The sequence below is a fragment of the Streptomyces sp. SID10853 genome, from assembly GCF_010548145.1.
Taxonomy (GTDB): Bacteria; Actinomycetota; Actinomycetes; order Streptomycetales; family Streptomycetaceae; genus Streptomyces.
Window position 1 is genome coordinate 1 of record NZ_JAAGLN010000123.1, and the last position, 20,148, is coordinate 20,148.

At 71.4% G+C, this 20,148-nt stretch carries 13 protein-coding genes; 6 read left to right on the forward strand and 7 right to left on the reverse strand.

The genetic code is table 11. The annotated features are described in order from the left end of the window. Together G3I19_RS22015 and G3I19_RS22020 are read left to right on the forward strand one after the other, a co-directional pair. Positions 1–472: TIM barrel protein (locus tag G3I19_RS22015; protein WP_164265403.1), on the forward strand; the 472-nt coding region annotated here is incomplete at its 5' end. A 204-nt stretch (positions 473–676) separates the two neighbouring features. Then, positions 677–2,503, forward strand: a complete 1,827-nt coding sequence (locus tag G3I19_RS22020; protein ID WP_343235168.1) for a glycoside hydrolase family 3 protein — start codon at positions 677–679, stop codon at positions 2,501–2,503. Positions 2,504–2,596: 93 nt separating this feature from the next. On the opposite strand, the gene G3I19_RS22025 is transcribed toward G3I19_RS22020, so the two are convergent. The 4 genes from G3I19_RS22025 to G3I19_RS22040 form a co-directional block, all read right to left on the reverse strand. After that, positions 2,597–4,030, reverse strand: coding sequence for a S28 family serine protease (locus G3I19_RS22025; protein ID WP_164265405.1), 1,434 nt, complete (start codon positions 4,028–4,030; stop codon positions 2,597–2,599). A gap of 98 nt (positions 4,031–4,128) precedes the next feature. After that, positions 4,129–4,479: a hypothetical protein gene (locus tag G3I19_RS22030; protein ID WP_203599898.1), complete on the reverse strand. Its 351-nt coding sequence runs from the start codon at positions 4,477–4,479 to the stop codon at positions 4,129–4,131. A gap of 213 nt (positions 4,480–4,692) precedes the next feature. Further along, complete coding sequence (locus G3I19_RS22035) at positions 4,693–5,835, reverse strand: hypothetical protein (RefSeq protein WP_203599900.1); 1,143 nt, start codon at positions 5,833–5,835, stop codon at positions 4,693–4,695. Positions 5,836–6,063: 228 nt separating this feature from the next. Further along, on the reverse strand, positions 6,064–10,020 hold the full coding sequence (locus G3I19_RS22040; RefSeq protein WP_164265407.1) for an ABC transporter ATP-binding protein: 3,957 nt from the start codon (positions 10,018–10,020) through the stop codon (positions 6,064–6,066). A 549-nt stretch (positions 10,021–10,569) separates the two neighbouring features. On the opposite strand from G3I19_RS22040, the gene G3I19_RS22045 reads away from it, so the two are divergent. Genes G3I19_RS22045 through xdhC form a run of 3 tightly spaced genes read left to right on the forward strand, consistent with a single transcriptional unit; the run spans position 10,570 to position 15,390 of the window. Next, complete coding sequence (locus G3I19_RS22045; protein ID WP_164265408.1) at positions 10,570–12,054, forward strand: FAD binding domain-containing protein; 1,485 nt, start codon at positions 10,570–10,572, stop codon at positions 12,052–12,054. Further along, positions 12,051–14,561, forward strand: a complete 2,511-nt coding sequence (gene xdhB, locus G3I19_RS22050) for a xanthine dehydrogenase molybdopterin binding subunit (protein WP_164265409.1) — start codon at positions 12,051–12,053, stop codon at positions 14,559–14,561. Before G3I19_RS22045 ends, xdhB begins: the two co-directional genes overlap by 4 nt. 1 nt (position 14,562) lies before the next feature. Then, positions 14,563–15,390, forward strand: coding sequence for a xanthine dehydrogenase accessory protein XdhC (gene xdhC / locus G3I19_RS22055; RefSeq protein ID WP_164265414.1), 828 nt, complete (start codon positions 14,563–14,565; stop codon positions 15,388–15,390). Between the two features lie 81 nt (positions 15,391–15,471). Here the strand turns inward: xdhC and G3I19_RS22060 are convergent, their stop codons facing one another. The 3 genes from G3I19_RS22060 to G3I19_RS22070 form a co-directional block, all read right to left on the reverse strand. Then, on the reverse strand, positions 15,472–17,148 hold the full coding sequence (locus tag G3I19_RS22060) for a thiamine pyrophosphate-binding protein (RefSeq protein WP_164265410.1): 1,677 nt from the start codon (positions 17,146–17,148) through the stop codon (positions 15,472–15,474). Next, positions 17,145–18,113, reverse strand: a complete 969-nt coding sequence (speB, locus tag G3I19_RS22065; RefSeq protein WP_164265411.1) for an agmatinase — start codon at positions 18,111–18,113, stop codon at positions 17,145–17,147. Before speB ends, G3I19_RS22060 begins: the two co-directional genes overlap by 4 nt. Positions 18,114–18,198: 85 nt before the next feature. Then, the gene (locus G3I19_RS22070) at positions 18,199–19,716 is read right to left on the reverse strand and encodes a sodium:solute symporter (RefSeq protein WP_164265412.1); all 1,518 of its coding nucleotides are present in this window, start codon (positions 19,714–19,716) and stop codon (positions 18,199–18,201) included. A 131-nt stretch (positions 19,717–19,847) separates the two neighbouring features. On the opposite strand from G3I19_RS22070, the gene G3I19_RS22075 reads away from it, so the two are divergent. Continuing rightward, a partial coding sequence (locus tag G3I19_RS22075; protein WP_203599908.1) for a PucR family transcriptional regulator ligand-binding domain-containing protein occupies positions 19,848–20,148 on the forward strand: 301 nt, incomplete at its 3' end.

The window sequence follows — 20,148 nt, forward strand, 5'->3', positions numbered from 1 at the left end:
GGACGCGGCGGCCGCCCGCAGGCTGGGCGCGGCCGCCGAGGTCGCCGCCGACACGGGCGTACGGATCCTCCTGGAGACCCATGACTCGCACCGCACGCGCGCCGACGCGGCCCGGGTGCTGGGCCCGGTCGGCCACCGGAACGTCGGCGCCCTCTGGGATGTGATGCACACCTGGCTGGGCGGTGAGACCCCGGCGGCCAGCCACGCGGTCCTCGCGCCGCATCTCGGCTACACCCAGGTCAAGGACATCGCGTCGGCGGAGGACACCACACCGCTGCCGCTCGGCGCCGGGGTGCTCCCGCTCGCCGAGTGCGTGGAGCTGCTCGCGCCGGACGAGGGGTGGCTCTGCTGGGAGTACGAGAAGCGGTGGTACCCCCAGGCTGCCGAGCTGCCGGGACTGCTGACGGCGGGCCGGGAACACCTGGAACGGCTGGCCGGGGACGGCGGCGCGGGCCCAGCACCGTCCAGGTAGCCGCGACGGCGGGGCCGCCCCACCCGCACGTCGAGCCGGGCCGGGCCGGGCCGGACCAGTCCAGGACGGCCCGGCCGCGGGCAAATGGGCCAATGCCGCTCCGATGCGGCCCGCACCCTTGACCTGGCAGTTAGTTTCCGGATATCGGTGCTGCTGGAAAGTTTCCTTCAGATTCCTTGCGCAGCATGGCCGGAAGGGGCACCAGTGCAGTACCGCACCTCCAGACGCTCTCTGCTCACCGCTACCGCGGCCGCGGTAGCCACCGCAGCCACGGGCGCCACGGCGCACGCCGATCCCCATCGCCCCGGTCCTGATCCCAGCGGTCACGACCGGCAGCTCAAGAAGCTCATCGGCCGTATGAGCATCGAGGAGAAGGTCGGCCAGCTCTTCGTGATGCGGGTGTACGGACACTCCGCCACCGCTCCCGACCAGGCCGACATCGACGCCAACCTGAAAGAGATCGGCGTCCGCACCGCGGCCGAGCTGATCGCCAAGTACCACGTCGGCGGCATCATCTACTTCAGCTGGGCGCACAACACCCGCGACCCGCACCAGATCGCCGCGCTCTCCAACGGCATCCAGCGCGCCGGCCTCGCCCAGCACACCCCCGTACCGCTGCTGATCTCCACCGACCAGGAGCACGGCATCGTCTGCCGGGTCGGTTATCCGGCCGCTCTCTTCCCCGGCGCGATGGCGCTCGGCGCCGGGCGCTCGCGCGACGACGTCCGTACGGTCGGCCGGATCTCCGGGGCCGAGCTGCGGGCGATCGGTATCCGGCAGGACTACTCGACGGACGCCGACGTCAATGTGAACCCGGCCAACCCGGTCATCGGCGTCCGCTCCTTCGGCTCCGAACCGGCCGCCGTGGCCCGGCTGGTCGCCGCCGAGGTGCAGGGATACCAGAGCTCGCAGGTCGCCGCGACAGCCAAGCACTTCCCCGGCCACGGCGACACCGCGGTCGACAGCCACACCGGGATCCCGGTCATCACCCACACCCGTGAGCAGTGGGAGACCATCGACGCGCCGCCCTTCAAGGCCGCAGTCGCCGCCGGGATCGACGCGATCATGACGGCGCACATCCAGTTCCCCGCGCTGGACCCGAGCAACGACCCGGCCACCCTGTCGCAGCCGATCCTCACCGGCATCCTGCGCGAGGAGCTGGGGTACGACGGCGTCGTCGTCACCGACTCGCTGGGCATGCAGGGCGTACGGGACAAGTACGGCGACGACCGGGTGCCGGTGCTGGCGCTCAAAGCCGGCGTCGACCAGCTGCTGAACCCGCCGGACCTCGACACCGCGTGGCACGCGGTGCTCGCCGCGGTGCGCGGCGGGGAGCTCACCGAGAAGCGGATCGACGAATCGCTCCTGCGGATCCTGCGGCTCAAGGACCGGCGCGCACTGTTCAGCAGCCCGTACGTGCCCGAGACCCGGGTGGACCGTACGGTCGGTATCCGGTCCCATCTGGTGTCGGCCGACCGGATCGCCGAGCGGACCACGACCCTGCTGGTGAACGAGGCCAAGCTGCTGCCGCTCTCCCGGCGCCGGGCCGGGAAGCTGCTGGTCGTCGGCCCCGATCCGGCGTCGCCCTCGGGCACGACGGGCCCGCCGACCACGGTGCTCGGCAAGGAGCTGACCGGACTCGGCTTCACCACCACGGTGCTCCCGACCGGCACCGCGCCCACCGACGCCGTGATCAAGAGCGCGGTGTCCGCAGCCGCGGGCAAGGACGCCGTGCTCGTCGGCACCTATGACGTGGCCGCGGGCGACGCGCAGACGAAGCTGGTGGCGGCGCTGGTCGCGACCGGGGTCCCGGTCGTGCAGATCGCGGTACGCAATCCGTACGACATCGCCCAGCTCCCCGGCGTCCGGGCCGCGCTCGCGACGTACAGCTGGACGGACGTCGAACTCCGGGCGGCGGCACGGGTGATCGCGGGCCGGGTCGCGCCGCGCGGTCTGCTGCCGGTGCCCGTCCAGCGCGCGGACGATCCCACGAAGGTGCTGTATCCGGTGGGGCACGGCCTGACGTACTGACCGCACGACAACAGCTGTGCCCGCCGCGGGACTTCGCGGCGGGCACAGTGCGATCGGCTGCCGTTCAGGGCCGGTTGGTGCGACGGACCGGGGTCACGGCCGCAGCGACCGGTCCCGTTCCAGCCCCTTGCGGTCGAGCGTCGCGTCGTACGCGGCGAGCGGCTTGGCCCGCTGCGGGTCGGCCCGCACCGCGGCCGGTGCGACTCCTGCCCAGGCCAGAATGCGCGCGGTGGCCTTCGCCTTCTCGGCGGGGGCGAGGCCGTCGACGTTCGCGCCGTGGTTCATACCGGGCGCGGTGAACACATAGCTGTCGTCCGGGTGCTTCCCGACGCTGAAGCGCTCGGCGCCCCAGGGGTCGTTCTGCCCGTACACGTACAGCATGTGGTGGGCGTGGTGCTTCACCCAGTTGTCCACGTCGGCCATCACACCCGGCTGGAAGCGCATCGGGATGGAGCGGGGGACGAAGTGCCGCGGCGGCTGGTAGCCGTAGCGGCTGAGGTTGCCGAGCCACGGCTGCTGGATGTCCGGCGAGCCGAGCTGGGTGCCGGCCTGGTAGTAGTACGGCGTGTACGCCTCAAGCCCCTGGTCGGTGTAGAAGGAGAACCCGGAGATGGTGTCGACGGAGTCCCAGATCTCCTGGTCGGTGGCGTGCGGGGCGTCGGCGGGGACCGTGTCGCAGTCGGAGAGCAGGCTGTACTGCCAGAAGCCCCAGATGTAGTCGAGCACCACGGCCTCGTACGCCTTGTCGAGCGACCCGACGGTGGTGAAGGTGTAGCCGTTGTCCTTCGCGTACTGGGCGTACTTCTTCTCCAGTGGCGCGCGGCGGACGAGCGCCTCGCGCTGGACGCCCTCCAGCCGGTCGCGGCACTCCTTGGTCCCGACGGTGCTCAGGAACCGGTCGTACGCCGAGTCCTCGTCGTTGACGACGTCGTCGGGCGCCACGTACGCGACGACCCCGTCCATGTCCTTGGGGTAGTAGCGCTCGTAGTAGGTGGCGGTCATGCCGCCCTTGGAGCCGCCGGTGGTGAGCCAGTTCCGGGTGTAGATCTTCTTGAGCGCCGTGAACAGCCGGTGCTGGTCGCTGGCGGCCTGCCAGATGTCCAGCTTGGACCAGTCGGCGGGCTCCGGCCTGGACGGGGTGAAGTAGCGGTACTCCAGTGACACCTGGTTGCCGTCGACGATACGGGTCGGCTCACTGCGGCTGGGGGTGGTGGAGACGTTGTACCCGCCGGTGTAGAGGACGGTCGGCCGGCTGGTGTCCTTGTGCAGCAGGGTGAAGCGCTGGTTGAAGGTGCCCTTCGACGGGTGCCGGTGGTCGACGGGCTGGGCGTACTGGAGAACGAAGAAGCGGTAGCCCGGGTAGGGCTTCTCCTCGATCAGACTCATGCCGGGGATCGCGAGGATCCGGGCCTTGATGTCCGGGGTGTCCGGTCCTGCGGCGGTGGCCGCACCGGCTGATGCCCCCGCCGCACTCAAGGTGCCTATGAGCACCACGAACGCGAGCAGCCATCTGAGCGCCTTGCGCATTCAGCCCTCCCCTGGGGATCACAACGAGTAGCCGCGAACCTAGCCGGGGTAACACCAGGCACGCCAGACCCAGTTGACCATCCGGGGAGATCACCCGCTCAGCACAGGAACCAGCCGGACGCCCCTTTCCTGCCGGAGACGGCCCCTACGGCCCGGACACAGCGGTGCACCGCACGCACCCTCACCGGCCCCGCCAGACGGGTGAAACGGCCACTGTCGGAGACCGGCCTGCCCCCGCGCGCCTGGAGCTGGACGGACATCTGCCTCCTGGCGCCCGGGTGCTTGGCGAGGGTGACGGCGCAGACGGACTGACCGCTCCGGTAGACCTTGAGCTGGCCGGTGGCGAAGCTCACGGACCTGACCAGATGTCCGGGGCAGCCCGACGCCGCGCTCGCCGGCCGGGCACCCGTCCCCACCAGGGCCAGCGCCACCACGGCCGCCGCCGTCAGACCGGCGGCCCAGCGGGCGGTCACCGGGCCGCGGGCGGCTCCGCGCACCGGTTCACGTACCGGCGCGCGCCCCGCCCCGCCCTCCGGCTTTCGCCGCAACTCGAACACTTCTTCCCTTTCGGTCGCGCAGACGTATGTGTGTACGGACGCAAGGGACAGTCGGCTGGTTGCGCCGCAGAACCGGACAGACGGGACCCGGGGCGGTCACGGCTTCTAATCCACCACCAGCGGGGTCCCCGCACGGGCCCGGGGTCTGCGCCGGCCGCGTACCCCGCCCCGGTCGCCGCGCTCACGGACCGGCCACAGCAGGACGTACGCCGTGGACACCGCCACGAACGCCAGTCGCAGCAGACCGCGGATCGCGTCGTCCGGGATGACGAAGACACTGCCGTACAGCGTCAGCAGCGCCAGCCAGCTCCACCACGGCACCAGCCTGCGCTGCCCGATGACGTCCCACAGCAGGGTGCCGAGCAGTACCGAAGCCGTGTAGTACGTGTAGACGCTCGGGTCGAGCACGATCCTGGCGTTGGCGCCGAGCAGGACCACCGCGGGCCAGCGGCCCCGCCAGACCGCCACCGTACCGAGCACCAGGCCGAGCACGGCCTGCGCGGGGCGGTCCCAGCCGGGCGTCTCCGGGTCGCCGACGCCGAGCCAGCGCAGGGCGGACGCCGGATGGTTGGGGATGGCGAACTTGGCCGCCGCGAAGGACTGCGGGTCGCCGACGAAGAACGGCAGCCAGGCGACCGCCACCAGGCCCCCGCACCACAGGGCGGCCCGCAGCCAGTTCCGCCGGGGCAGGGCCAGCAGCAGCGGCAGGAAGGCCAGCGCGGTGGGCTTGGAGTCCATCGCCAGGGCGAGGCAGGCACCGGTGGCCGCCGGGTTGCCCCGGGTGACGGCCCGGACCGCGAGGGCGGTGAAGAACAGCGCGAGTACGTCGTCCAGGTGCCCGAAGCGGACCGCCACCTCGATCCACATCGGGATGAAGGCGAGCCCGGCGATCAGTACCCGCTGCCGCAGCCGCTGGTGGTTGGTGCCGGTGCCCAGCAGATGGTGTGCGGCGCTGCGCCCGGCCAGTACGACGATGACCAGCCCCAGCAGGGACATCAGCGCCGCGGCGAGGAACTGGCCGGTGGCTTCGGGGAACGGGTTGAACAGTCCGGCGGCGAGGAAGCTGACCGGGCCCATCTGCAGCTCGGGGTGGTGGGCGTAGAGGTTGAGACCGCCGGTGCCGTCGCCGCCGGGGCCCTGGTAGATCAGCTCACCGCCGGTGTGCAGATAGTGCCAGGAGAATCCGCCGTGCGGCTCCACCACGGCGAACCACAGCACCGTCCAGGCGGTGAGCAGCACCAAGTGCATCCGCTGGCTGATCGTCGGCACCGTATCTCAGCTCCCGGGTCCGGTGTGTGCGCTGTCGGGGCTGCACATCCCGGCATGGAAGAGGGCCGAACGGGAGGAAAAGTTGTCCCGGCGGCGGACGTGCGGCCCCGGTAACGCTCTCATCCCGCGCGCACAGCGCCGCCATGAGGTCCCGCCGGCGGTGCTCGCCGACGGGACCCGCGCCCTCTCAGGGGGCCTTACCCCCCCTTACACCACCACCTCGGCCGGCTCCCCCACGAAGGTCCGCCACAGCTGTGCGTAGCCTCCGTCCAGGGCCAGCAGCTCCTCGTGCGTGCCGTCCTCGACGACCCGGCCGTGGTCCATCAGCACCACCCGGTCCGCCCGCGCCGCAGTGGTCAGCCGGTGGGCGACCACGAGTGTCGTCCGCCGTCCGGCGATCCGGTCGGTGGCCTGGTTGACCTGGGCTTCCGACGCCAGGTCGAGCGCGGCTGTCGCCTCGTCGAGCAGCAGGATGTCCGGGTCGACCAGTTCGGCGCGGGCCAGTGCGATCAGCTGGCGCTGGCCCGCCGAGAGGTTGCGGCCGCGCTCGGCGACCTCATGGAGGTAGCCGCCCTCCAGGGTCGCGATCATGTCGTGCGCGCCGACCGCCCGCGCCGCCGCCTCGACCTCGGCGTCGGTCGCGTCCGTCCGGCCGTAGGCGATGGCGTCACGGACCGTGCCCGCGAAGAGGTACGCCTCCTGCGGGACGACCCCGAGCCGGTGCCGGTACGCCGTCATGTCCATGTCCCGCAGATCGGTGCCGTCGGCCGTGACCCGGCCCGCTGTCGGGTCGTAGAACCGCGCGACCAGCTTGACCAGCGTGGACTTGCCCGCGCCGGTCTCCCCGACGAAGGCGACCGTCTGCCCGGCCGGGATCCGCAGGTCGATGCCGCTGAGCGCCGTTTCGGGCTCCCCTTCGCCGCCCGAGCCGCCGGAGCCGCCGGAGCCGCCGGCGTCGCCGGGGCCATCAGCTCCGTCGACAGCGCCGTACGCGAAGGAGACGCCCTCGAAGGCGATGTCGCCGCGCAGTGCGCCGACCTCCAGTGGCGCCGCGCTCTCCTCGGTCGACGTGGGCTCGACGAGCAGCTCCTGGATGCGCTTGAGCGAGACGGTGGCCTGCTGGTAGCCGTCGAAGACCTGGGACAGCTGCTGTACGGGGGCGAAGAACAGGTCGATGTACAGCAGGTAGGCGACCAGGGCCCCGGTGGTGAGGGTGCCTGCCTCGACCCGGTGCGAGCCGACGATCAGCACGGAGGCCGCGGCCACCGACGACAGCAGCTGGACGAAGGGGAAGTAGACCGAGATCAGCCACTGGCCGCGGACCCTCGCCTGCCGGTAGTGGTCGCTGCGGCCGGCGAAGCGGCCCGCCCCGGTGGACTCGCGGCGGAACGCCTGGACGATCCGCAGCCCGGAGACGGACTCCTGGAGGTCGGCGTTGACGACGGAGACCCGCTCACGCGCCAGCTCGTACGCCTGGACGCTCTTCCTGCGGAAGAAGTACGTGGCGACGGCCAGGAACGGCAGCGTCGCGAACACGACGAGCGCCAGCTGCACATCGATCACGAACAGCACCACGAGGATGCCGAAGAAGGTGACGACCGAGACGAACGCGGTGACCAGGCCGGTCTGCAGGAAGGTGGAGAGCGCGTCGACGTCCGTGGTCATCCGGGTCATGATCCGGCCGGTCAGCTCGCGCTCGTAGTAGTCGAGACCGAGCCGCTGGAGCTGCGCGAAGATCTTCAGGCGCAGCGTGTAGAGGACGCGCTCGCCGGTGCGGCCCGTCATCCGGGTCTCGCCGGTCTGCGCCAGCCACTGGACGGCCACGGTGAGCAGGCCGAGCGCGGCCGCCGTCCAGACCGCGCCGGTGGCGAGCTTGGTGACGCCCTGGTCGATGCCGTGCCGGATCAGCACGGGCAGCAGCAGCCCCATGCCCGCGTCGACCGCGACCAGGAACAGGCTGATGAGCAGGACGGGCCCGAAGCCGCGCAGCAGCCGGCGCAGCCCGTACGAGGTCTCGGCGGCGACCGCGTGCGCCTCGTCCACGTCGGGCGTGTCGGTGGCGGGCGGCAACGCGGCGACCTGGGCGAGGAGTTCGGGTGTCGCGGGCATCCCGCCGGGGGCCGGGGCACCATCGGCGCCCGAACCGGTCACCGGGTTCTCGTTGCGGACCCAGAGCGGTGGGGTGATGCCCCGCTCGACGTCGAACTCGGCGTCCAGTTCCTCGCGTACGGAGGTGTCGTCCGGCTCGTCCGCCGTCGGCACCACGTGGCCGGGCGAGACGCCGCCCAGCTCGTCCGGGTCGGTCAGCAGCTGCCGGTAGAGCGCCGAACGCTCCTCCAGCTCCGCGTGTGTGCCGATGTCGGCGAGCCGGCCGCCTTCGATGACGGCGATGCGGTCGGCGAGGTTGAGGGTGGAGCGGCGGTGCGCGATGAGCAGGGTGGTGCGGCCTGCCATCACCCCGCGCAGCGCCTCGTGGATCTCGTGCTCGACGCGGGCGTCGACGGCGGATGTGGCGTCGTCCAGGAGCAGCAGCCTGGGGTCGGTGAGGATGGCGCGGGCCAGTGCGATGCGCTGGCGCTGGCCGCCGGAGAGGGTGAGGCCGTGCTCGCCGACGGTGGTGTCGTATCCGGCGGGCAGTTCGGCGATGAAGCGGTCGGCCTGGGCGGCGCGCGCCGCGGTGCGGATCTGCTCCTCGGTGGCGTCGGGGAAGCCGTAGGCGATGTTGGCGCGGACGGTGTCGGAGAAGAGGAAGCTGTCCTCGGGGACCAGGCCGATCGCCGACCGCAGGGATTCCAGGGTGAGTTCGCGTACGTCGTGGCCGCCGATGAGGACCGCGCCGTGCGAGACGTCGTAGAAGCGCGGCAGGAGCAGCGAGACGGTGGACTTGCCGCTGCCGGACGAGCCGACGACGGCGACGGTCTCGCCGGGCGCGATGGTCAGCGAGAAGCCGTCGAGCACGGGCCGGTCGTCGGTGTATCCGAAGGAGACGCCGTCGAACTCGACGGTGGCCTCGGCGTCCGCCGGGAGCGTCTTGGTGCCGTCCGGGATGGAGGGCTCGGTGTCGATCAGCTCCAGGACGCGCTCGACGCCCGCGCGGGCCTGCTGGCCGACGGTCAGCACCATGGCGAGCATCCGGACCGGGCCGACGAGCTGGGCCAGATAGGACGAGAAGGCAACGAACGTCCCGAGGGTGATCTCGCCCCGGGTGGCCAGCCAGCCGCCGAGCGCCAGCATCGCGACCTGCCCGAGCGCGGGGACGGCCTGGAGGGCGGGCGTGTAGCGGGAGTTCAGCTTGATGGTACGCAGCCGCCCGGCGAAGAGCCTGCGGCTGACCGCGCGGAGCTTGCCGGTCTCCTGGTCCTCCTGGCCGAAGCCCTTCACCACGCGTACGCCGGTGACGGCTCCGTCGACGACACCGGCGACGGCGGCGGCCTGCCCCTGGGCGTACCAGGTGGCGGGGAAGAGCCGGGCCCTGCTGCGCTTGGCGATGATCCACAGGGCGGGCGCGACGGCCACGGCGATCAGGGTCAGCAGCGGCGAGAGCCAGGCCATGATGCCGAGCGAGATCAGGAAGAGCAGCACGTTGCCGAGGGTCATCGGCAGCATGAAGAGCAGCCCCTGGATGAGCTGGAGGTCGCTGGTGGCGCGGCCGACGACCTGCCCGGTGGACAGCTCGTCCTGCCGCCGCCCGTCCAGCTTCATGATCGTCCCGTACATCTCGGTACGGAGGTCGTGCTGGACGTCGAGCGCGAGGCGGCCGCCGTAGTAGCGCCTGACGTAGGTGAGGACGTACACGACGACGGCCGAGGCGATCAGCAGCCCCGTCCAGACGGCGAGGGAACGGGTGCCGTTGCCGATGACGTCATCGATGATCACCTTGGTGACCAGCGGGACGAGCGCCATGACGGCCATCCCGGCGAGCGACGACCCGAGGGCCAGCAGCACATTGCGCCGGTACCGCCAGGCGTACCCGACGAGCCGTCGCGCCCACCCCTGCCGCTGCGCTCCCCCGGTCCCTGCCGCCCCGGCCCCGGCCGCCCCGGTTTCCGGCGTGCCGCTGGGCGCGGGGCCGTGCCCCGTACCGTCCTGCCGCTGTCCGTGCTGCCGGCCGTGCTGCTGCGCGCCGGCCTGCTGCGCGGGATCCTGTTGCGCGGCGTCCGCCACTGGTGCCTCCCGTTGTCTCATGCCACCGGAAGGAACCAACACGGCGACCTGGGGATTTCATCCCGCTGCAACATTCCGGGGTGCGGGTCCGTCCGAACGGCGTACGGGGACCGGTCGCTGGGCCTAGGACCGCGGCCCCGGTCCCCTCCGGGGGTCGTCGCCGCACACCGGATTTGGTCGGTCATCCAAAAAGCAAGATCAACTTCTCTTGACCTCGGTGGATCCAACCACTAGCTTTCGGTTGAAGTAGACCTGTGACCACGGAAGGAGGCGACCGGCAGATGTACACCTGCTCTGATCTGGCTCGCCTCGCCCGCCTCACCGTCTGGGCTCCGGGTCAGGTCGCGCACGGCTGCTGAGCCGCCGTTCTGATGTGCCCCTCCGTGGCACGTTTCTGGTTTTCCCTCATTCTCATCCTTTCCCGGCACAGCGCTGACGCGTGCCGGTATGCGCCCGCCTGTTCTACGTGGCGCGTCCGGACATAGAAAGCTGCCTGAAAGTGGCAAACATGACGAATCGACCTGCCCTGCGGCGAAACGAAGGCCCGTCGTGGTAGCGGCGCGGATCACGGTGAACGGGAAGGAAACACCGCTCGCACCGGCCGCACCCCACACCACGGTGCTGGATTTCCTGCGCGACCGCGGCCTCACCGGCACCAAGGAGGGCTGCGCCGAGGGCGAGTGCGGCGCCTGTTCGGTCCTGGTGGCCCGGCCCGGCGTGAACAAGCCCACCGACTGGGTGGCGGTCAACGCCTGTCTGGTCCCGGCCGCGGCGCTGGACGGCCAGGAGGTCATCACCTCCGAAGGTCTCGCCACCCCCGGCGCACCGGGAACGCCGCCCGAACTGCACCCGGTGCAGGAGGAGATGGCGGTACGCGGCGGCTCCCAGTGCGGTTACTGCACACCGGGGTTCATCTGCAGCATGGCCGCCGAGTACTACCGCCCCAGCCGCTGCGCGCACCCGGAGCCGGTGGACGCGGCCGGGAGCACCGACGCCGAGCACGGCCCGAACGGCTTCGATCTGCACGCGCTGAGCGGAAACCTGTGCCGCTGCACCGGTTACCGCCCGATCCGCGACGCCGCGTTCGCCGTCGGGGCACCCGCCGACGAGGACCCGCTGGCGCGGCGCCGTGAGCAGTCGCCGCCCGCACCGGCCGCCACCGAATACACCCGGGACGGCAGCACGTTCCTGCGCAGGAGCACGCTGGCCGAGACCCTGCGGCTGCTGCGCGAGCGGCCCGACGCGGTGGTGGTCGCCGGCTCCACGGACTTCGGCGTCGAGGTGAACATCCGTTCCCGGCGGGCGGATTGCGTGGTCGCCGTCGACCGGCTGTCCGAGATGCGGGAGCTGCGGGTCGCATCCGACCACATCGAGATCGGGGCGGCGCTGACGCTCACCGAGATCGAACGCCGCCTCGATGGCAGCGTCCCCCTGCTCGCCGAGCTGTTCCCGCAGTTCGCGTCCCGGCTGATCCGTAACGGAGCGACCCTGGGCGGCAATCTGGGGACCGGCTCGCCCATCGGTGACAGCCCGCCCGTCCTGCTCGCGCTGGAGGCTTCGGTGGTGCTCGCCGACGCCGACGGTGAGCGCGAGGTCCCGCTGGCGGACTACTTCACCGGCTACCGGCAGAGCGTGCGCCGTCCCGGCGAGCTGATCCGCGCGGTACGTGTCCCGCTCCCCCTGTCGCAGGTCACGGCCTTCCACAAGATCGCCAAGCGGCGTTTCGACGACATCTCCAGCGTGGCCGTCGCCTTCGCGCTCGACATCGAGGGCGGGGCCGAGGGAGGGATCGTCCGCAGGGCGCGCATCGGCCTGGGCGGCGTGGCCGCCACCCCGATCCGCTCCCTGGCCACCGAGGCGGCCCTGGAGGGCAAGCCGTGGACGGCCGAGACGGTCGAGGCCGCGGCCCCCGTGCTGCGGGCCGAGGGCACACCGATGAACGATCACCGCGCCAGCGCCGGGTACCGCTCCGCGATGCTCGGCCAGAGCCTGCTGAAGCTGTACGCGCAAACCACTGAGGCGGTGCCGTCATGAGCCATCTGTCCGAGATTCCCGAGAAGCCCGTCGTGGGCGTCTCGATGCCGCACGAGAGCGCCTTCCTGCACGTCACCGGTACCGCTCTCTACACCGACGACCTGGTCCAGCGCACCAAGGACGTCCTGCACGCGTACCCGGTCCAGGTGATGAAGGCCCGCGGCCTGATCACCGCGCTGCGCACCGGGCCCGCGCTGGCCGTGCCGGGTGTGGTGCGCGTACTGACCGGTGCCGATGTGCCGGGCGTCAACGACGCCGGCATGAAGCACGACGAGCCGCTCTTCCCCGACGAGGTCATGTTCCACGGCCACGCGGTCGCCTGGGTGCTCGGCGAGACCCTGGAGGCGGCCCGGCTCGGCGCGGCGGCCGTGGAGGTGGAGATCGACGAACGGCCTTCCCTGGTCACGCTGCAGGACGCGATCGCGGCCGGCAGCTATCACGGCGCCCAGCCCGTGATGCTGGCCGGGGACACCGACGCGGGCTTCGCCGAGTCCACGCATGTGTTCACCGGCGAGTTCGAGTTCGCCGGCCAGGAGCACTTCTACCTGGAAACGCATGCGGCGCTCGCCCAGATCGACGAGAACGGGCAGGTGTTCATCCAGAGCAGCACCCAGCACCCTTCGGAGACCCAGGAGATCGTCGCGCACGTGCTCGGTCTGCCCAGTCACGAGGTGACGGTGCAGTGCCTGCGGATGGGCGGCGGCTTCGGCGGCAAGGAGATGCAGCCGCACGGGTTCGCGGCCATCGCCGCGCTCGGCGCCAAGCTGACCGGCCGGCCGGTCCGGTTCCGGCTCAACCGGACGCAGGACCTGACCATGTCGGGCAAGCGGCACGGGTTCCACGCCGAGTGGCGGATCGGCTTCGACGCGGACGGCCGCATCCAGGCCCTGGACGCCACCCTGACCGCGGACGGCGGCTGGAGCCTGGACCTGTCCGAACCGGTGCTGGCCCGGGCGCTCTGCCACATCGACAACACGTACTGGATTCCCAACGCCCGCGTCGCCGGCCGCATCGCCAGGACGAACACGGTCTCCAACACCGCGTTCCGCGGGTTCGGCGGACCGCAGGGCATGCTGGTGATCGAGGACATCCTGGGCCGCTGCGCACCCCTGCTCGGCCTGGATGCCATGGAGTTGCGGGAGCGCAACTTCTACCGGCCCGGCCAGGGCCAGACGACGCCGTACGGACAGCCGGTCACCCAGGCCGAACGGATCGCCGGCATCTGGCAGCAGGTCCAGGACGACGCCGGCATCGCCGACCGCAAGCGCGAGATCGCCGCGTTCAACGCCGCGCATCCGCACACCAAGCGGGCTCTCGCGGTCACCGGCATCAAGTTCGGCATCTCGTTCAACCTCACCGCCTTCAACCAGGGCGGCGCGCTGGTGCTGATCTACAAGGACGGCTCGGTCCTGATCAACCACGGCGGCACCGAGATGGGCCAGGGCCTGCACACCAAGATGCTGCAGGTGGCCGCGACCACGCTCGGGATCCCGCTGCACAAGGTCCGGCTGGCCCCGACACGTACCGACAAGGTGCCCAACACCTCGGCCACCGCCGCCAGTTCGGGGGCGGACCTCAATGGCGGAGCGGTCAAGAACGCCTGCGAGCAGTTGCGCGAGCGGCTCCTTCAGGTGGCTGCCTCCCGGCTGGGCGCGAACGCATCGGACGTACGCATCACCGAGGGCGTCGCGCGCGCACTCGGCAGCGACCAGGAGCTGGCCTGGGACGACCTGGTGCACACCGCGTACTTCCAGCGGGTCCAGCTGTCGGCCGCCGGCTTCTACCGGACCGAGGGGCTGCACTGGGACGCGAAGACCTTCAGGGGATCGCCGTTCAAGTACTTCGCCCACGGCGCCGCCGCGACGGAGGTGGAGGTCGACGCCTTCACCGGCGCGTACCGCATCCGGCGGGTGGACATCGTGCACGACGTCGGCGACAGCCTGTCCCCGATGATCGACATCGGTCAGATCGAGGGCGGATTCGTCCAGGGCGCGGGCTGGCTGACGCTGGAGGACCTGCGCTGGGACACCGGTGACGGGCCGAACCGGGGCCGGCTGCTGACCCAGGCAGCGAGCACCTACAAGCTGCCGAGCTTCTCCGAGATGCCCGAGGAGTTCAACATCACGCTGATGGAGAACGCCACCGAAGAGGGCGCGGTGTTCGGGTCCAAGGCGGTGGGCGAGCCTCCGCTGATGCTGGCGTTCTCGGTACGGGAGGCGCTGCGACAGGCCGCCGCCGCGTTCGGGCCGGACGGGATCAGCGTCGAGCTGGCCTCGCCCGCGACACCGGAGGCGGTGTACTGGGCGGTCCAGGCGGCCCGGCAGCAGGGGGATGCGTCCGGGCTGAACGGCCACGCGAGCGACGGCTCCCCCACCGGCCGAACCGCGAACGGGCAGACGGCGTACGGCCAGACCGCGAACGGGCAGACGGCGTACGGCCAGGCCACGAACGGACAGACCGCGAACGGCACGGTCCGAACCGACGCAGAAGCCTTGAGCGGTGCCTGACATGACATGGGTCGCGGCGGTCGCACGGTTGCGCACACGCAGGGAGCCCGGCGTGCTGGTGACCGTCGCGACCGTGCGCGGCCACGCGCCGCGCGACGCCGGTGCGAAACTCGTCGTGGGGCGGACCGAGGCGTGGGGCTCGATCGGCGGCGGCAATATCGAGGCCGCCACCATCGACCGGGCCAGAGAGATGATCGCCACGTCCGAGCCGGAGCCGGAGCTGATGGACTTCGCCCTGAACGACAAGGTGACCAACCAGCATGGCGTGCAGTGCTGCGGCGGCACGGTCTCGGTGCTGCTCGAACCGCTGCCGGTGGTCCATGCGGTGGCGGTCTTCGGGGTCGGGCACGTCGGGCTGGAACTGGTGCGCATCCTGGCCCGTCAGGATCTCGACCTCCATCTGATCGACAGCCGCTCGGACATCCTCACCGAGCAGCGGCTCGACGTGCTCGCGGACGCGGTGGCACAGGTACACGTCCACCACACGCCACTGCTGCCCGAGGCGGTACTGGAGGAACTGCCGCCCGGCACCCAGGTCCTGATCATGACGCATGACCACGCGGAGGACGCCGCGCTGTGCGACGCCGCCCTGCGCACACCCCATCTCGGTTCCATCGGGCTGATCGGCTCGGCGGCCAAGTGGGTGCGGTTCCGCAAGCGCCTCGCCACCGAGGGCGGCCATGACGAGGCCGCCATCGACCGGATCAAGACCCCGATCGGGCTGGCCGACATCACCGGCAAGGAACCCGCGACCATCGCCGTGAGCATCGCGGCCGACGTACTGCGCACCTTCGAGACGCAGGGTGCCTCATCGCTCGTACGAGGGTGAGGCCGAGGCCGCCGGTCCGGGCCGGTCCGGACTCATGGAGCCAGGACCGGCCCGGACAAAGGGCCCGGGGCGCCCAGCCCGTCAGCCCAGATGGGTGGGCGCGAACATCTTCAGGACCGCCGGCAGCACGACCACCGAAGGGCCCGGCTCCGCGAGGGACTTGGCCAGGTCTTCCGTCAGGGTCTCCGCGGTCGTACGCAGCGCCGGGACCCCGAAGGACTCCGCCAGGGCCACGAAGTCCGGGCGGGTCAGTTCCGTGGCGGTGGCCTCGCCGAAGGCGTCCTCCATGTACTCACGCAGGATGCCGTAGCCGCCGTCGTCCACGATCAGCCAGGTGACCGGCAGGCCGTACTGCCTGGCCGTGGCCAGTTCCGCGATCGAGTACATCGCGCCGCCGTCGCCCGACACCGCGAGGACCGGTGTGGTCGGGTCGGCGACCGCCGCGCCCAACGCCGCCGGGAAGCCGTAGCCGAGGCCGCCCGCGCCCTGTGCCGAGTGCAGGGCCCCCGGCCAGGCCGACCAGGCCCAGTACGCCAGGATCGTCATGTCCCAGAAGCTCGGGGACGTCGCGGGCAGCGCGGCCCTGACCGAGGCCAGGATCTGCTGTTCCCGGTCCAGGTCCTGGCTCGCGATCCGCTCCCGGACCTTCGTGAGGACGGTGCGTACGGCGTCGGCCGCGCCCGGGTCGGTGCGCTCCTCCACCGTTTCGAGCAGGGCCGACAGCGCGATCCGGGCGTCCGCGTGGATGCCGAGCGCCGGGTGGTTGGACTCCAGCTTGCCGAGGTCCGCCTCGATCTGGACGACCCGGCCGCGCGGCTTGAACGTGTGGTAGTTCGAGGAGAGTTCGCCCAGTCCTGAGCCGACGACCAGCAGGACGTCCGCCGCCTCCAGGAAGTCCGTGGTGTGCCGGTCCTCCATCCACGACTGGAGCGAGAGCGGGTGCTCCCAGGGGAACGCGCCCTTCCCGCCGACCGTGCAGACGACCGGGGCGTCGAGGCGCTCGGCGAGCGCGAGCAGCTTCCCGGCCGCGTCGGACCGTACGACACCGCCGCCCGCGATGATCACCGGGCGCTCGGCGTGCGAGAGCAAGTGCGCGGCCACGGCGGTCAGTTCGGGGCGGGGCTCCAGCTCGCGCGGGGTCGCGTCCAGGGCAGTGACCGGCGGCAGGGACGTCTCCGCGAGCAGGACGTCCTGCGGGATCTCCACCCACACGGGGCCGTGCGGCGCGGTCAGCGCCGACTCCCAGGCCGCCGCGATGGCGGAGGGGATCTGGGACGCGGTGCGCACGGTGTGCACCGACTTCACGATGTCGCGGAACGACGCCTTCTGGTCGCGCAGTTCATGCAGATAGCCGTGCCGGCCGCCGCCGAGCCCGGCCGTCGGGACCTGGCTGGAGATGGCGAGCACGGGCGCGCTGGCCGCCGCCGCCTCCTGGAGCGCGGCGAGAGAGGTCAGTGCGCCGGGGCCGGTCGAGAGCAGCAGCGGGGCCACCTCGCCGGTGATCCGGCCGTACGCGTCGGCGGCGAAGCCCGCGTTGTTCTCGACGCGCAGCCCCACGTACGAGAGCGCGGAGCGGCGCAGCGCGTCGAACATGCCGAGGGCGTGCTGGCCGGGGAGGCCGAAGACCGTGGTGGAGCCGAGCCCCTGGAGGGTCTCGACGACGAGGTCGCCGCCGTTGCGGCCGGGCGGCGGGTTCAGGGCTGCCGCGGTCTGCTCGGGGGTCAGCCGCGGGGTCTCGTGGTGGTGGTCGTGCGTCACTTTTCGCGGGCCTCGGCAATCTGGCGCGACATGATCGTGGTGAGTTCGTACGCCGTGTGGGACGCGGCGACGGAGGTGATCTCGGCGTGATCGTACGCCGGGGCGACCTCGACCAGGTCGGCGGAGACCAGGTGGCAGGAGGAGAGACCGCGGACGATCTCCAGGAGTTCGCGGGAGGTCAGCCCGCCGGCCTCCGGGGTGCCGGTGCCGGGTGCGTGCGCCGGGTCCAGTACGTCGATGTCGATGGAGATGTACAGCGGCCGGCCGCCGATGCGCTGCCGCAGCTGGTCGGTGATCTCGTCCACCCCGCGCCGCATGACGTCGGCCGACGAGACGATGCCGAAGCCCATCTTCGCGTCGTCGTCCAGGTCCTTCTTGCCGTAGAGCGGGCCGCGCGTGCCGACGTGGGAGAGCGCGGACGTGTCCAGGATGCCCTCCTCGACGGCCCGGCGGAACGGCGTGCCGTGGGTGTACTCGGCGCCGAAGTAGGTGTCCCAGGTGTCCAGGTGCGCGTCGAAGTGGAGCAGCGCGACCGGGCCGTGCTGCTTGGCGACCGAGCGCAGCAGCGGCAGCGCGATCGTGTGGTCGCCGCCGAGCGTCATCAGCCGGGCGCCGGTGGCGAGCAGGTCGTCGGCGGCGGCCTCGATGGTGTCGACGGCCTCGTTGATGTTGAACGGGTTGGCCGCGATGTCGCCCGCGTCGGCGACCTGCGCCAGCGCGAACGGCGCCGCGTCCTGCGCCGGGTTGTACGGGCGCAGCAGCCGGGACGCCTCACGGATGGCGTTGCCGCCGAAGCGGGCGCCCGGCCGGTAGGAGACACCGGAGTCGAAGGGCACACCGACGACCGCCACGTCGGCGGTACCGACCTCGTCGAGCCTGGGCAGCCTGGCGAAGGTCGCGGGCCCCGCGTACCGGGGGACGCGGGACGAATCGACGGGGCCGCGCGGCTGTTCGGTGCTGCTCATGGGTGTGCCCTTCTTCTCTGTTCTGTGTCTCTGCGCTTGTGGCGCGGGTCCTGCGCGTGCTCGGCGCGTGTTCGGCCGTGGAACCTCAATGATGGGCCGGTACGGAATCCGTACCGGAGCCGGGCCCGGCCTCTTCCTCCTCTGACGCCCCTGATGCACCGGATCCGTCCCGGCCGGCCAGCCGCTCCCGCCAGGCCGCGAGCACCGCCGCGTCCGTCGGCCTGGTGACCAGCGAGACGACGACGTACACGACCAGGGAGCTGAGCAGCCCGTAGTAGATGGGCTCGTTGGCGAGTGCGCCGTACTTCGCCATCAGGCCGAGCACCACGAGCCCGCCCGCAGCGACGGACGCCAGCGCCCCCTGCACCGTGCCGCGCTTCCAGAGCAGCCCGCCAAGAATCGGCACCAGCAGGCCGCCGACCAGCAGGTTGTACGCGACAGTCAGCGCCTCCACGACGTTGTTCAGGGCGATGGCGATACAGATGACCAGGACGCCCATGGCGAGGATGAAGGCCCGGTTGCCCCGCACCTCGTCGTGGTCACCGCCCCCGCCCCGGGCGGCCCCGCCGCCGCGTATCCCCCGCAGCCGCGACCAGATGTCGTTGTTGGCGACGGTGGCGCAGGCGATCAGCGCCCCGGACGAGGTGGACATCACCGCGGCCAGCGCGGCGGCCAGCACCAGTCCCCTGACGCCGATGGGCAGTTCGTCCTTCACGATGGTGGCGAAGGCGGCGTCGGAGCTGGGCAGCTTCGGGTACATGACCTTGGCGGCCGTTCCGATGACGGCCCCGGCGACCGCGTACACCAGGCAGTACGTACCGGCGACCGTGCCGCCGAGCCGGGCGACCTTGTCGCTGCGCGCGGTGAACACCCGCTGCCAGATGTCCTGCCCGATCAGCATGCCGAAGGTGTAGATCAGGACATATGTGAAGATCGTCTCGCCGCCGATGCCCAGCGGGTCGAAGTACGAGGTGGGCAGCTTGGCCTTCATCTCCGAGAAGCCGCCGGCCTTCACGACGGCGATGGGCAGCAGGAGCAGCAGTACGCCGATCGTCTTGACGACGAACTGCACCATGTCGGTGAGGGTGATCGACCACATGCCGCCGAGCGTCGAGTACGCGACGACGATGGCGCCGCCGATGATGATCGCCACGGTCCGGTTCATGTCGAAGAGGACGTCGAAGATCGTGGCGTACGCGATGGTCGAGGTGACCGCGAGCATCAGCGTGTACGCCCACATGACGACACCGGAGATGACCCCGGCCCGGCCGCCGTAACGCAGGTCGAGCATCTCGGAGACGGTGTAGACCTTCAGCCGGGCGATGCGCCCGGAGAAGAAGACGCTGAGCGCGAGGAGTCCCAGGCCGATGGTGAAGACCATCCAGGCGCCGGAGAGCCCGTACTGGTACCCGAGGCCCACACCGCCGATGGTGGAGGCGCCGCCGAGGACGATCGCGGCCATGGTGCCGGAGTACATGGCGGGCCCGAGCCTGCGGCCCGCCACCAGGAACTCGGACTTGGACTTGGCGCGGCGCATGCCCCACCAGCCCATGGCGAGCATGCCCGCCAGATAGGCCACGATCACCGCGTAGTCGACTGCCATGCGCCCTCCCTCTCTTCCACCTCTGCCACCTGCGCCCGACTGCTTTCGAACGTTGACCCTAGGTGGCCGGAAAGCGACGTTGAAGTGTACGTTCCCTCCACTGCACCCTGCCCCCGATGGATGGACCATCCATGCCGGACCCCGCCGCTCCGCCCACCGCCCCCGTCCAGCTGTCGGCCCTGCTCGGCCGCCGGGACCTCGGGCTGCGCCAGGTCGCGGGCCCGCCGGCCGGGGAGGGCGGTGGGGCGGCGGTGCACTGGGTGCACACCAGTGAGATGGCCGACCCCTATCCGTATCTGCTCGGCGGTGAGCTGCTGCTGACCGCCGGGGTGCAGCTCGCCGACGATCCCGACCGCTACGCGGCGCGCATCGTCGCGGCGGGTGGCGCGGCGCTCGGCTTCGGGCTCGCGCCGGTGTACGACACGGTGCCGG